The sequence below is a fragment of the Spirosoma taeanense genome (genome assembly GCF_013127955.1).
GTDB classification, from domain to species: domain Bacteria; phylum Bacteroidota; class Bacteroidia; order Cytophagales; family Spirosomataceae; genus Spirosoma; species Spirosoma taeanense.
Genome location: NZ_CP053435.1, coordinates 2614693 through 2627864, shown reverse-complemented (window position 1 = coordinate 2627864; position 13172 = coordinate 2614693). Strand labels below are relative to the sequence as shown.

At 48.4% G+C, this 13172-nt stretch carries 13 protein-coding genes; 7 read left to right on the top strand and 6 right to left on the bottom strand.

Features of this window, described 5'->3' with window-relative positions:
- Positions 1-79: 79 nt before the first annotated feature.
- The 3 genes from HNV11_RS11075 to HNV11_RS11065 all read right to left on the bottom strand — a co-directional run bounded on the left by HNV11_RS11075 (position 80) and on the right by HNV11_RS11065 (position 2203).
- On the bottom strand, positions 80-1396 hold the full coding sequence (locus HNV11_RS11075; RefSeq protein ID WP_171739723.1) for a PQQ-dependent sugar dehydrogenase: 1317 nt from the start codon (positions 1394-1396) through the stop codon (positions 80-82).
- An 83-nt stretch (positions 1397-1479) separates the two neighbouring features.
- Complete coding sequence (locus HNV11_RS11070; protein ID WP_171739722.1) at positions 1480-1857, bottom strand: DUF3471 domain-containing protein; 378 nt, start codon at positions 1855-1857, stop codon at positions 1480-1482.
- 70 nt (positions 1858-1927) lie between these two features.
- A complete protein-coding gene (locus HNV11_RS11065) occupies positions 1928-2203 on the bottom strand; it encodes a PIN domain-containing protein (RefSeq protein ID WP_240163938.1) in 276 nt (91 codons plus the stop codon).
- Between the two features lie 102 nt (positions 2204-2305).
- On the opposite strand from HNV11_RS11065, the gene HNV11_RS11060 reads away from it, so the two are divergent.
- Positions 2306-3057, top strand: a protein-coding gene (locus HNV11_RS11060; RefSeq protein WP_171738033.1) for an IS5 family transposase whose coding sequence is annotated in 2 segments (ribosomal slippage) — positions 2306-2621 and positions 2621-3057 — 753 coding nt in all. Because the reading frame shifts where the segments join, the coding sequence is not laid out codon by codon here.
- Positions 3058-3155: 98 nt separating this feature from the next.
- Here HNV11_RS11060 and HNV11_RS11055 read toward each other — a convergent pair.
- The 3 genes from HNV11_RS11055 to HNV11_RS11045 form a co-directional block, all read right to left on the bottom strand.
- Complete coding sequence (locus HNV11_RS11055; RefSeq protein WP_240163937.1) at positions 3156-3395, bottom strand: hypothetical protein; 240 nt, start codon at positions 3393-3395, stop codon at positions 3156-3158.
- A gap of 161 nt (positions 3396-3556) precedes the next feature.
- Positions 3557-3964 carry a GNAT family N-acetyltransferase gene (locus tag HNV11_RS11050; protein ID WP_171739720.1) on the bottom strand — a complete coding sequence of 136 codons (408 nt, stop codon included), beginning with the start codon at positions 3962-3964 and terminating at the stop codon, positions 3557-3559.
- A 14-nt stretch (positions 3965-3978) separates the two neighbouring features.
- The gene (locus HNV11_RS11045; RefSeq protein WP_171739719.1) at positions 3979-4932 is read right to left on the bottom strand and encodes a threonine ammonia-lyase; all 954 of its coding nucleotides are present in this window, start codon (positions 4930-4932) and stop codon (positions 3979-3981) included.
- A gap of 116 nt (positions 4933-5048) precedes the next feature.
- Here HNV11_RS11045 and HNV11_RS11040 point away from each other — a divergent pair, with 116 nt between their 5' ends.
- From HNV11_RS11040 to HNV11_RS11015, 6 genes are all read left to right on the top strand, one after another.
- A complete protein-coding gene (locus HNV11_RS11040) occupies positions 5049-5975 on the top strand; it encodes a sugar phosphate isomerase/epimerase family protein (RefSeq protein ID WP_171739718.1) in 927 nt (308 codons plus the stop codon).
- A 109-nt stretch (positions 5976-6084) separates the two neighbouring features.
- Positions 6085-7704, top strand: coding sequence for an aldehyde dehydrogenase (NADP(+)) (locus tag HNV11_RS11035; RefSeq protein WP_171739717.1), 1620 nt, complete (start codon positions 6085-6087; stop codon positions 7702-7704).
- A 330-nt stretch (positions 7705-8034) separates the two neighbouring features.
- Positions 8035-8628: a hypothetical protein gene (locus HNV11_RS11030; protein WP_171739716.1), complete on the top strand. Its 594-nt coding sequence runs from the start codon at positions 8035-8037 to the stop codon at positions 8626-8628.
- 219 nt (positions 8629-8847) lie between these two features.
- Positions 8848-10986: an AAA family ATPase gene (locus tag HNV11_RS11025; protein WP_171739715.1), complete on the top strand. Its 2139-nt coding sequence runs from the start codon at positions 8848-8850 to the stop codon at positions 10984-10986.
- A gap of 237 nt (positions 10987-11223) precedes the next feature.
- Positions 11224-11979: a hypothetical protein gene (locus HNV11_RS11020; RefSeq protein ID WP_171739714.1), complete on the top strand. Its 756-nt coding sequence runs from the start codon at positions 11224-11226 to the stop codon at positions 11977-11979.
- Between the two features lie 272 nt (positions 11980-12251).
- On the top strand, positions 12252-13109 hold the full coding sequence (locus HNV11_RS11015; RefSeq protein ID WP_171739713.1) for a DUF5694 domain-containing protein: 858 nt from the start codon (positions 12252-12254) through the stop codon (positions 13107-13109).
- The last annotated feature ends 63 nt before the right edge of the window (positions 13110-13172 follow it).

Below are 13172 nucleotides of genomic sequence, written 5' to 3'. Positions count from 1 at the left end.
ACCGGATTTATCATTATCTGACAAAACCCAATAAGACGATGGCTCATAAAACTATAGCAGCCGTTTGGCTGCCCCAGACTTATTTGCTCGCAGCTACCCGCCAGACGCGCCCGGCGGCATCGTCGGCGACCAGCATAGCGCCGTCCGGCATTACCGTTACGCCTACCGGCCGGCCGTAGACTTCCTTATCTTCGCCAACAATGAACCCCGTCAGGAAATCCTCCGGCTTGCCGGGTTTACCATTCTCAAAGGGCACGAACACAACTTTATAACCCGAAAAATTCGAACGGTTCCAGGAGCCGTGCTGGCCGATGAACGCGCCATTATGGTACTTAGCCGGGAATGCCGTTTTGTCGTAGAACGCCAGGCCCAGCGAGGCTGAGTGCGCGGCCAGCGGCACATCGGGCACAATTGCTTTTTTAACCAGATCCGGCCGTTCACCTTTCCGCCGGGGATCTACATGCTGACCAAAATAGGAATACGGCCAGCCATAAAACGCGCCTTCCTGAACGCTCGTCAGGTAATCGGGTACGAGTTCATCGCCCAGTTCATCCCGCTCGTTGATGGCTGCGTACAGTTTTTTCGTTTCGGGCTGCCAGTCCATGCCCACGGGGTTACGCAGACCACTGGCATAGATGCGTTCGCCGGAGCCATCCGGATTAATCTCCAGAATGTTAGCCCGACGCTCTTCGTTTTCCATACCGTGCTCGCCCACGTTACTGGCCGATCCCACCGAAACATAAATCTTCTTTCCGTCGGGACTGGCTAGCAGATTACGCGTCCAGTGGTTATTGTAGCCCCCGGCGGGTAGACCCAGTATTTTCTTGCCCGGCGCGGTGATTTTCGTCTGACCCGGCTGATACGGGTACTGCATGATTCCGTCGGTATTGGCGACGTAAAACCTGTTATCGAGCACCAGCATTCCGAACGGCTGGTTCAGTCCCGCCAGGAATGTTTCGCGCAGGTCGGGTTTGCCATCCTTGTTGGTGTCGCGAAACAACGTAATGCGGTTCGCGCTGGCTTCGCTGCGCTGGGATTTACTCTTGCCCGTAACGGCGGACGTAATCTCTTTCTTGATGCCCTTGGGCTCGGTATTGGCTTCCACGACGAAGATGTCGCCATTGGGCCCGACGTAAATCCAGCGGGGACTGGCCATATCGCGGGCAAACTCCGTGACTGTAAAACCAGCCGGGACTTTTGGCATTTTGCCTTCGGGCCAGCCGATTACCTCACTGAAATGAACTGCTGACTTTGTAGCATTGGGCGGTGGCAGATTCAGCGTGGTATCGGCCGTTTCGACCGAAGTGCTGGCTGTGTTCGTGTCTTCTTTCTTGGAGCCACAGGCAAACATGGCCGTTGCGAGTGCGGCCGAAACAACAAACGGTAAAGCTTTCATCGTTGAGTTTTTTCGTGTAGGTAGCCGGGTGCTGATTGGCGCACCGGCCACGTAACCACTCAACTGGCTGAGTAACCTTTTGGTTATGGAGTTGCTTTCTTCGCCGTCAGCTCGGCGCCCTGCGCGGCCAGGGTCAAACTCGTAATGGTTCGGGTAGCGGCATCGCGCACGAACGTAATGATGGAGCCATAAGAGCTGGTCGATTTATACGTATCGGCCCCGGCCTGCTTCACCAGACGGTTCTTACCAAAGTCATCGGCCTCGCCGTACAACTCGCCCTTCTCGGTTGTTACGGTGAATTTCTGAATGGGGCTGCCACTGTTGAAAGTGTACGTGCCAACGTAACTCTGAAGGGTAGTAGAATCAGCTGCGGGCGTTGAGGCAGGGGTGGTCTGCGCGTAGGATACGCCAGAAACTGTTAACAGGCCAATCAGGCCGACCAGACAAAGGAATGATTTCATACAGACAGTTATTGGGTTTTGTATTGCTTCCAAAACTACACTACTTCTTTACTTATCCTCTTTACTATATTTACCGGTTCAGTAGTTGCTTAAACTCGGCAAACGAACAGATGGGCACGGGTGGAAACCGATCTTTTTCCTGGAGCAGGTTCAGAATATGGCGGTCGTCAGATACCAGCCAGTCAGCTCCGGCGGCAATGGCACAATCCACAAACTTATTGTCGTCGAGGTCATCTTTGATCTGCCCAAACCGAAAATATGGCTCCTGTCGAAGGTGATTGGGTGCGGCCAGCAATAGCGAGGTGACCAGTTCGGCCGCGACAGGACTGAAGTAGAAAGCCGTCATTTCAGCGTATTCGAATAGGATTTCGTTGCTAACCACCCATGTAAACTCTCTAGGGCGTGTTGACAATTAGGTAAATATAGGAATGATTGGGAATTTTGTGCCATGCGTCGCTACGAGATTACGGACCAACAATGGCAACAAATCGCCCACTTACTACCCGGCAAAGTCGGTCATGTGGGCCGTTCAGCCGTCGATAATAGACTATTTATCAATGCGGTAATCTGGATCGCCCGCTCGGGTGCCCCTTGGCGGGATTTACCCGAGCGGTTCGGGCCCTGGAACTCGGTCTACCAACGCTTTCGACGCTGGGCTAAAGCAGGTGTATGGAAAACTGTTTTTGACGAGTTGCAGGAACCGGACTTAGATTGGCTAATGATTGACTCCACGACGGTGCGGGCGCACCAGCATGCAGCTGGTCAAAAAAAAGCGATCCTGCCAGCGAGTGCTTAGGTCAATCGGTGGGCGGCTGGACGACTAAGATTCATGCCGTTGTTGACGCCTTAGGCAATCCTATGCGGCTTATTCTCAGCGTCGGACAGCGAGCGGATATTACCCAGGCGAAGGGTTTATTGACTGGTTATGAAACAGATGCGGTGTTAGCGGACCGAGGCTATGATGCCAACGAATTGATTGATTGGTTAACAGAGTCCCATACGCAAGTGGTGATACCATCCAAAAAGAATCGACTGGCAGATCGACAGATTGACGAAAACTTGTACAAAGAGCGCAACCAAGTGGAACGCTATTTCAACAAGCTCAAGCAATACCGGCGGGTCGCTACTCGCTATGAGAAGACGGCCGTGAGTTTTGCTGGATTCATTTATCTGTCTTCGGCTTTGATTTTATTAGCTTGATTGTCAACACGCCCTAGCTTCGAAGGCGTCGTAAAGCCAGCGATAAGAGCCGTCGCGAGGCACCGACTGAAGCAGGCCGTTGGTGTCGATAACGGCTTTCACTGGCTGGACCGCATCTGGCGTAACTGCTCGGTGCGGTTATCGAATTTCATTTGGGCTTCGAGTTGAGTCGTGGTCAACCCTTTCTGTTGCATAGCTTTTTGGGCCTCTTCTTCCAGTCGCGCCCGGAAGTGCTGCATTAACGTTTGGCGCATGGCAAGCAGTTCGGCTTCACTCATCTCAAAGCTAAACATTTCCAGCAAAGCCAGTTGGGCATTAGTCAATCGTGAAGCAGTCATAACAGAATAATAATATCCCTACGCAAACCTAACAAAAACAGGCGCGAATATCCATTTTGTATCTTACTCTCGCAACGGCGTACTGGCTAAGGTACAAGCATGCCAGTAACCTGATTACTTCATAAAGACCAGCAGACTGGATTCTCCGAAACTCCTCGCCTTTACAACGTTAACGAAAATCGGGCATATGGTATCGTTCCTTTGTAAAACACCTCGCTAACGGCCTCCATACCGGATCGCCGGTAAAAGTCGGTCGCGTCGAGTCGGGCGTCGCACCAGATCGACCGGGCACCCAGTCGACGCGCTTCGGCGATGACATGATTCAGCAAGGCCGTTCCAAGGCCCTGCCGCTGGCGGTCGGGGCGGGTCGCGAATTTCCGAAAGCGTGCCGTTTCGCCATCCACAAACAGGGAGATTACGGCGACTAGCTTGTCATCCAGAAACGCACCGTAATGGTAGCCTTTGGCATCATTGTCAATCCTGACATAATCCAGCGGCTTGTCGGGCCACAGAACCGTATGGCGGAGCGTATAGGTTTCTTCGGGCGTAATGGTTCGGATATCAGGCATGGTGTCCGGCGGAATCAAAAGGGTAATTTTCCTAAGTCCACGTTCCCGCCCGTCAGGATGATCCCGATTTTCTGTCCGGCGAATTGATCCGGATGCTTCAGCACGGCGGCTAACGGCACCGCGCAGGACGGCTCGATGATAATTTTCATCCGCTCCCAGACCAGCCGCATGGCCGCGATGATCTCCGGATCAGAAACGGTCAGAATATCCGTTACGTGCGCCCGGATAATAGCCAGCGTGCGTTCGCTGAGGGTGGTCATGAGTCCATCGGCAATGGTCTGGATATAGGGCGCGCGTTCGACCTGCCCACTGCGGAACGACAGGATGGCATCGGCCGCGCCTTCCGGCTCACCCGCAATGACCCGCGTGGTGGGCGACAGATACCTGGTTATCAGCGCCGTACCGCTGAGCAGCCCTCCCCCACCCACCGGCGCCAGAATCGTGTCGAAGGGTTGCTGATCGCCCTGCCCGAAATCCTCGATCAGCTCTTTGGCAGCCGTGGCCTGTCCGGCAATGACGCGGTCGTCGTCGAATGGATGCACCAGCACGGCCCCGGTCTGTGCCATGACTGCCCGTACCCCGGCTTCGCGGGCCTCCAGCGTCGGCTCACATTCGATCACCTCCGCGCCGTAACCCCGAACGGCGTCTTTCTTGACCTGCGGGGCTGTGCGCGGCATGACGATATAGGCCGGAAGTCCAACCTGCCGGGCGGCAAACGCCACGGCCTGCGCGTGGTTCCCCGACGAGTGGGTCGTAATGGCCGTTCCTTCGTGGTTCTGAGCGACCTGCAACACGGCGTTCAGACCACCCCGCGCTTTGAACGCGCCGATTTTCTGGAAGTTCTCGCACTTGAAATATAGCTCCGCCCCGGCGCGGTCGTTGATGGTCTGGTTGGTCAGCACCAGCGTCCGGTGAATATAGGGCCGGATACGATCGTGGGCCTCGCGAATAATCTCCAGAGAAAGCATAGATGGGTATATTGGTTTCAGTTTGATGTTTAGAGTATGTAGTTTAGCGGCCAGACGCCGAACCATCGGATTACAAACATCAAACTATATACGATAAACCCCAAACTGATTGCGTTATGACCACCAATCGCCGTTCGTTTCTGAAGCAGGCCGCCGGGTCACTGGCCGGTATGGCCGTGCTGCCCAGCGCCTTTGCCGAAGTCAGTAAGAAAAAAATGTTCTTCGACATATCGCTGGCCGAGTGGTCTCTGCACAAAGCCTTATTTTCTAAGAAGATTACGAACCTGGATTTTCCGGCCATCGCCCGCAAGGAATTCGACATCAGCATCGTTGAATACGTCAACCAGTTCTTTAAGGACAAAGCGCAGGATAAAACCTACCTCAACGATCTGCTGACGCGCTGCAAGGATAATGGCATCACCAACCACCTGATCATGATCGACGGCGAAGGCGAACTGGGCGCGACCGATGCCCCCGAACGTATGAAGGCGGTTGAGAACCATCACCGCTGGGTGGAATGCGCCAAGTATCTGGGCTGCAAAACCATTCGGGTCAACGCAGCCGGGAAAGGCACCGCCGAAGAGGTCAGCCAGGCGGCCGTTGAGGGACTGAGCAAGCTGGGTGAATTTGCCAAAACAATGAACATCAACGTCATCGTCGAAAACCACGGCGGCTACTCCTCCAACGGACAGTGGCTGTCGGGCGTCATGAAGCAGGTGAACATGAAAAACGTGGGAACGCTGCCCGACTTCGGCAACTTCTGTATCAAGCGGGGTTCGGGTGGTACCTGCGCCGAGGAATACGACCGCTATCAGGGTACGGCCGAGCTGATGCCGTTTGCGAAAGGCGTATCGGCCAAGACCTATACGTTCGATGAAAACGGCAACTGCGTCGAAACGGATTATAACCGCATCCTGAAGATTGTGAAAGAAAGCGGCTTTAAAGGCATCGCCGGTATCGAGTACGAAGGCAATAAACTGGATGAATACGAAGGCATCCGCCAGACCAAAGCCCTGCTCCAGCGCGTGGGGATAGCGGTTTAACCAACTCTTTACGTTACAGAGGCACAAAGGATACCGTAGGGGCAAGCCAGACTCGGGTTCTTTGTGCCTCTGCATTAATAACCAGCTAACCAGTCCAATTCTCAGCTCCATGCAAGCTACTCAGGCTCAACTCAACATGAATTTCATCGGCCATGAGGCCGTTTTAGGCGAAGGCGACTCGTTTCAGGCGTTTGCGCCCGCCAGCCATGCCTATCTCTCCGACGAGTTTACTAACGTAACGGTCGAGCAGGCCGACCAGGCGGTCGGGAAGGCCGTAGCTGCGTTTGCGGCCTATGGCAAACTGCACCCCGGCCAGCGGGCCGACTTCCTGGACGCCATAGCGGCCGAAATCGAAGCGTTGGGCGACGAGCTCATTGAGCGGGCCGTCCTGGAAAGCGGGCTGCCAACGGGACGTATCACCGGCGAGCGCGGCCGGACTACGGGTCAGCTTCGGATGTTCGCCAGTCTCCTGCGCGAAGGCTCGTGGGTGGACGCCCGCATCAATCCAGCTCTCCCCGACCGGCAACCGCTGCCCCGTCCGGACCTGCGCCGGATGCTGGTGCCGCTGGGTCCGGTGGTCGTGTTCGGGGCCAGCAATTTCCCACTGGCATTTTCGGTAGCAGGGGGCGATACGGCCTCGGCGCTGGCGGCTGGCTGTCCGGTCATTGTCAAGGCGCATCCGTCGCATCCCGGTACGTCGTCGCTGGCGGGACAGGCTATTATTGAAGCCGCCCGGAAAACGGGCATGCCCGATGGCATTTTCTCGCTCCTGCACGCCGACAACGAAGTAGCGCAGGCATTGGTAGCCCATCCGGACGTAAAGGCCGTTGGCTTTACGGGCTCCCGGCGTGGTGGTCTTGCCCTGCTGAAAGTGGCGCAGGAACGGCCCGAACCGATTCCAGTCTATGCCGAGATGAGCGCGGTGAACCCGGTGGTGATTCTGCCGGGGGGCATCAGCGATCAGGCGGGTACGAGTGTATGCGAGAAAGTAGCCGCCGGACTGGCTGCGTCGGTAACGCTGGGCGTCGGGCAGTTCTGCACCAATCCCGGTCTGGTTTTCCTGCTCGACTCACCCCTGACGGAGAGCTTTCTGGAAACCGTAGCGGAGAAAATTCGGGCGTCGGCCCCGGCGACCATGCTCAACGCGGGTATTCACTCGGCCTATAAAAAAGGCGTCCAGCAGATTCGGGTCCTGCCCGGTGTTCACGTGCTGGCTGAAGCCGAAACCGAAGCCGACGACGAACGGACCGAAGGCCGGTCGGCGGTGCTGACGACAACGGCACCGCTGTTTCTGAGCAACACGGACCTGAGCCAGGAGATTTTTGGTCCTTCGTCGCTGGTGGTCATCTGCCAGACCGAAGCCGAACTCGCCGACTGCCTGCAATCGCTCGAAGGCCAGTTGACCGCGACGCTGTTTGCCACGCCCGACGAACTCCGGCAATCGTCGGTTGACTGGGTGACGCTGCTTCAGACCAAAGCGGGACGGGTGCTGTTTGGCGGCTACCCCACGGGCGTAGAAGTCTGCGAAGCCATGACCCATGGCGGCCCCTTCCCGGCTACGTCGGACAGCCGCACGACCTCCGTGGGTTCGGGTGCCATTCTGCGGTTCGTCCGGCCCGTTACGTATCAGAGCTTTCCGGACGCCCTCCTGCCACTAGCCCTCCAGAACGCCAACCCTCTGGGCATCTGGCGGAATGTAGATGGTAACTTGACGAAGGAGTCTTGCTGAGTTTTGAACGTAATGACACACACCTCAAAACCGTAAGGGGATGCCAGGCAATACCGATAGAAGAATCTAAAAAGCCAGCGTCAATCAGGTCAATATAGAGTCATTGACGAAGTGCGTATTTTGTATTGTTTAGAAAAACAACAATACAAAATACGCACTTCGTATTTTGTATTTTTATCAACAGAACACCAATTACCCTAAAAACAACTATCTGACTTACAAGAACTTATGTACTATAATAATTTCTACCCTAAAAATCCCCACAAGGCTAGTTCTATAACCAATAGAACCAAAAAAGTTCATATATTTACAAGTTAGCCGCAACTTAAAATGACAGACCCGAAGGAATTGATTGTTGACTTTCTAAATTATTGCCGAGACGAACAGGTAGAATTGTATAATGAGCCAGGACTACAACACGAAATGGCTATCTTCTTGAGACAAAAATTACATGGGACAGGATTAAAAATACAACTCGAAAGAAATGTGTCATTTTTTACCGTACAAAAAACCAATGTACGTAAAAGGGAAATCGACATCGTTATATATACACCGGACAAATCACACAAGACCGTAATAGAGTTGAAGTATTCAACGAGACAACAAGGAAAAGTCCCCGAAAGAATGTTTGAAGTGTGCGAAGACCTCATGTTCTTAGAACAATTAAAAGCATTGGGTTTTGACCGTTGCTTTTCGTTATTTCTAGCTGACAACAAAGATTTTTGGGCTGGAAAAGGCGTGGTGTCACCGTATAAATTTTTCCGACCACCTTTTGATTGCTTATGTGGACAAATTATGAAACCTACTGGAAAAGACGAGGAAAAAAAAGCACTTAAAACTGTGACGCTAAATCATTCATATAATCTAGCTTGGAAAGACTTAGACAAATCACACAAATATATCTTGACTGAAGTATGCGGCTAACAGCGGTTTGGCGTCAGTGGGGCTCGACGAATAAATTCTCATCTGCAAATTGCTATCAGCTTTTGTTCGGTCAGACGTAATTCCATTCACCTTTAGTTCTTAATTTCATCATCATAAGTTCTATTCAGCTTCCGTTATCGGCTGGACGTTGTAAAATACCCCACCGAACGCTAAGCCGATAGACGTTAGGCACAATTATAAGACACCCTAAAATTATATATGGCGACAACACTTGACAGGTTTAAAGTTTACAACTTTCGTTCAATCGAAGAAAGTGATTGGATTGAAGTATCCGACAATACATGTTTGGTTGGCACAAACGAAGCAGGTAAGACAAATTTGTTGATTGCACTTTGGAAACTTAATCCCGCAAACGCAGAACCTATCGTTCCTTTGGACGACTTCCCAAGGCACCTATACAGTCGTTATAAAGCAGATAAGCATAGTGAGGATGTCTTTATAGCAGCAGATTTTATTTTGGATGAGAAATTTCAAAATGATATTGCAAAACAGTTGGGTTGTGATATTGAGCAAATTAGGCGTGTGTTGGTACGAAGAATGTACAAAGGTTCGTATTACGTTACTTTCCCTTATTCAAAAATTGATTCATATTCAGTTGACCGACTGAAAGAAATTATTACTTCATTTAACGATAAACTTTTTAACGACGAAGTTTTTACTAAGGAGTCTGCTGACCTTCAAAAGACTATCAAAACATTTAATACTAACCTGCTTGACGAAATTCCAGAAAATTTTTTTTCAAAAAAAGAAGCAGAAGATATTATAAATGCCACCCAAACTTTTATTCAACAAAATTTTGGAAAGAAAAAAAATTTGCCAGAATACTTTCAGACCCATTTAATATCACATATCCAAAAGTTCCTTGAAGCGTTTGAAGGTAAGCCAATAGAGACAACCAAGGAAATTCGAGAAAGGGTAATTAGAGAGATTCCAAAATTCGTTTACTATTCTGATTATGGAAATCTTGACAGTGAAATTTTTCTACCTAGGGTAATAGAAGATTTTGAAAGAGACGATTTATCGGAATCTGCAAGAGCAAAAGCCAGGACGTTAGACGTATTGTTTAAGTACGTAAAGCTCTCACCAAAAGAAATTTACGAACTTGGCAACGATAGAAAAATTGTAATTCAGAAGATGAATTATAATAACCAGATAGTTAGTACAGAAGAGCAAGACCTTTCTGAAGAAGAAATTAGAGAATGGGCAGACAAGAAAAGAGAAAGAGGGATTTTGTTACGTTCTGCAGCTACACAGTTAACGTTAAGTTTTAAAAAGTGGTGGTTACAAGGAGATTACATTTTCGCATTTGAAGCTGACGGACACCATTTCAGAATAAACGTTTCGGACAAACTTAGACCAGAACCAATCGAATTAGAAGGACGAAGTAGAGGACTACAATGGTTCTTCAGTTTTTTTCTTGTATTCTTAGTAGAGACTAAAGAAGGACATAGCAACACTATTCTACTTTTAGACGAGCCTGGTTTATCATTGCATCCTATCGCTCAATTCGACTTGGCTAAATTTTTCAGAAAATTGTCTGAGGACAATCAGTTAATTTATACCTCTCATTCGCCTTTCCTTGTCGACATGGATAATCTAAGTAATGTCAAAGCTGTATATGTTGACACAGAAACAGGACGAACAAAAATTTCTTCCAACTTGAGGTATAATGAAGCAGATGCCGCAAAGTCAATTTATCCTGTTCACGCAGCACTTGGCTTGACTGTTTCAGATACGTTACTCTTAGGTTGCTTACCTGTACTCGTGGAAGGACCTAGTGACCAGATTTATTTAAGTCTAATTAAACGACATCTCATAAGCATTGGCGAACTTAAAAATTCAAAAGAGATAGTTTTTATTCCGACAGGTGGTGTTAGAGGAATGGCACCAGTAACAAAATTGGTTTCTTCAAGAGATGATTCCTTACCGTTCGTGTTATTAGACTCTGACAAAACAGGAAAGGACTATTTAAAACAACTTATAAATGGTAGGTATCGAGATGAGAAAGATAAAGTCTTAGAAGTTTCACAGTTTTTATCAGAAGGTGAGTTTGAAATTGAAGATTTGATGCCACCTAAGAGCCTAATCTCAATTATTGATAGAATGTATAGAAGTGACCAATATTTTGAAGATGATTATCAAAAAGGTTTGCCTATCGTAAATCAAATAGAAGCTTGGGCGGGTAAAAATAATATTACACTTGCCGAAGGCTGGAAAGTAGAAGTTGCAAGAGTTGCTCAGAATCGATTTGAAAAAATAATGGAAGGTGTGCCAGCCGAGCTTAAAAATTCTTGGGTTGCATTATTTACAAAGCTTGTTGAGGGAGACAAAAAATAACTGTGCCTAACATTGCATTGACAATATGGCGGGGCGACGAATATATCCTCAGCTTTTTGTTCACTAATCGGCATCGGTTTCAGCAGACGAATAACGCCAGGAAGAAGAATAAACAATGAGCTTTTTTATCTTTAATCAGCAGCGGTACCGAGCGGACGAAACAAAGAATACCGCCACGTCATCAATACTTTAACGTTGTATGTAACCCTATAGGAACATTTGTTTAAATTGAGCTCTATGAGTTATAACGTACAGGACCACGGAGACCTTCTTGAAAAGGAAGCGACAATGTTAATAAGGAGTTATTTCCCTTATTATGAGAGCGTCTGGAGCATTTTTATCGGAAACAAAGGAAATGAATCAATCGCAGATTTACCAAATTACCCCGACGAAAAGAAAAGAAAACATTTTGCTGAAAACAGTTACACTGTTTTGGAGTCTTTTTTCATGACTCATAATATCCTTGAAAGCAAAATACTTGAACAAAGCATTACAACCTTTAATAGTTATATCGAATTTAATAAAGCGTTCATTACGGCATTTGCTCTACTGGGAAGAATTCACGATACAGCAATTAAAGCATCTGATGCTTTGGACTATGATAATCGGAAATTCATAGAATCAATCCACAAGTTTTATGAAGCAAGGAGTATTGTAATTCACGGAAAAAAAGTTCCTTTGCTATTTGATGATCTCGGTCTGTTAAAAATTCCGTTCTTGAAAACAAGTATTATCAGTGGGGCCGCATGGGATGACAACCAATACCTCTGGAATGACGCCACTGACATGAATATTGAATATGCATCTGATAAGTTGACTGACTTCTTCTTTCAACTGATTTGTTTGGTAAATAACGAATATGCAATTTTTTACGATGTAATTCAGCATAAATTAAAGGCCATTCCAACTTCTATAAAATCTGAACATAACTCACAATTGAAAGTAAACTCTGAAATTAATTTAAAAGTTTCTGGAAGCAGTTCAACAGGTTGATGTCTATAGATTTAGATTAAATTCCCCGAAATAAATTGGCGACGCTGACCAAAAGGGCTGCATACAACATTGGTTAGGCGCTATGGCGGCTGACAATATATACTCGTCGTTCTATTCGCTGCTCAGCTGCATCGGGCGCGACGTGACTACGTAGAGAACTTTTCATTAATTTATCTTTGTAATTTTATTTACCATCGGTACCGGGCTGATGAATTACGGAATATCGCCACAACGCCAATGCTTCAACGTTGTGCTCAATCAACCTTTTGAAAATGCAAATTAGGTTTGTCTTTTTCGCAGCACTAGTTTCTTTAGCCTGCTCCTTTTCAGCGTATAGCCAGAAAACGGATATTATGCTCTTGGGATCGGACCATTTTAGTCAACTCTACAAGAGTAGTAATCCCAATACGGATGTTCTACTCCCTCAGCGCCAAAAAGAAATCAACGAGTTTATAGCGTCGGTTATACGGTATAACCCTGACCAGATACTAGTTGAAGTCCTACCTGAAAACCAGCAGAAAATAGACAGTTTATATGCGCTTTACGTTTCGGATAAAATAAACCTTGAGGATATAGAGGATGGCAGAAGCGAAGTATATCAATTAGCCTTTCGCCTGGCCAGGCAATTGAGATTACCCAAAATATACTGTGTAAACGCCCCCGGCGGGACCTCCCAGAGCATTCTGGATAATGGTGACAACATAAACCTGTACAAAGAAGAGGGCCGCGCCCTAAGAGCGATGGTGATGGAAAAGATAAGCGCGTTCGAGGAAAATAAGCTATCATTGAAGGACTACCTGGCCTTCATAAATCAGCCCAGCACTTACAATAAAGTGTACCGTCTACGATACATAACGCCATTACGCGTAACAAACGGGACTTTCAAAAACCCGGATGCTATGGTCGACACGGCATTTATCAACCCGAAGTACATTGGTGCAGAACTCACTTCTATTTTTAAAAATAGAGATTACAAAATATATTCCAACATCGTTACCACTCAAATGAAAACCAGAGCCAAACGAGTCTTATTGATCATTGGCGCTGCGCATATCGGTTCGCTGAAAAGCATCTTTCGTGATGATGACGAATACAACCTGGTAGACACAAACAAATTTTTACAGAAGTGACTCCATTTCCAGGCCGTTTGCGGCCATCCCTTGGCCGACCCAGCCAACCGCAGCACATAACTA

Coding starts and splice junctions, on each gene's coding strand:
- HNV11_RS11040 (WP_171739718.1), top strand. CDS start 5,049: ATGACCACCAATCGCCGTTCGTTTCTGAAGCAGGCCGCCGGGTCACTG.
- HNV11_RS11050 (WP_171739720.1), bottom strand. CDS start 3,964: ATGCCTGATATCCGAACCATTACGCCCGAAGAAACCTATACGCTCCGC.
- HNV11_RS11065 (WP_240163938.1), bottom strand. CDS start 2,203: ATGACGGCTTTCTACTTCAGTCCTGTCGCGGCCGAACTGGTCACCTCG.
- HNV11_RS11020 (WP_171739714.1), top strand. CDS start 11,224: ATGAGTTATAACGTACAGGACCACGGAGACCTTCTTGAAAAGGAAGCG.
- HNV11_RS11075 (WP_171739723.1), bottom strand. CDS start 1,396: ATGAAAGCTTTACCGTTTGTTGTTTCGGCCGCACTCGCAACGGCCATG.
- HNV11_RS11015 (WP_171739713.1), top strand. CDS start 12,252: ATGCAAATTAGGTTTGTCTTTTTCGCAGCACTAGTTTCTTTAGCCTGC.
- HNV11_RS11045 (WP_171739719.1), bottom strand. CDS start 4,932: ATGCTTTCTCTGGAGATTATTCGCGAGGCCCACGATCGTATCCGGCCC.
- HNV11_RS11035 (WP_171739717.1), top strand. CDS start 6,085: ATGCAAGCTACTCAGGCTCAACTCAACATGAATTTCATCGGCCATGAG.
- HNV11_RS11025 (WP_171739715.1), top strand. CDS start 8,848: ATGGCGACAACACTTGACAGGTTTAAAGTTTACAACTTTCGTTCAATC.
- HNV11_RS11055 (WP_240163937.1), bottom strand. CDS start 3,395: ATGACTGCTTCACGATTGACTAATGCCCAACTGGCTTTGCTGGAAATG.
- HNV11_RS11030 (WP_171739716.1), top strand. CDS start 8,035: ATGACAGACCCGAAGGAATTGATTGTTGACTTTCTAAATTATTGCCGA.
- HNV11_RS11070 (WP_171739722.1), bottom strand. CDS start 1,857: ATGAAATCATTCCTTTGTCTGGTCGGCCTGATTGGCCTGTTAACAGTT.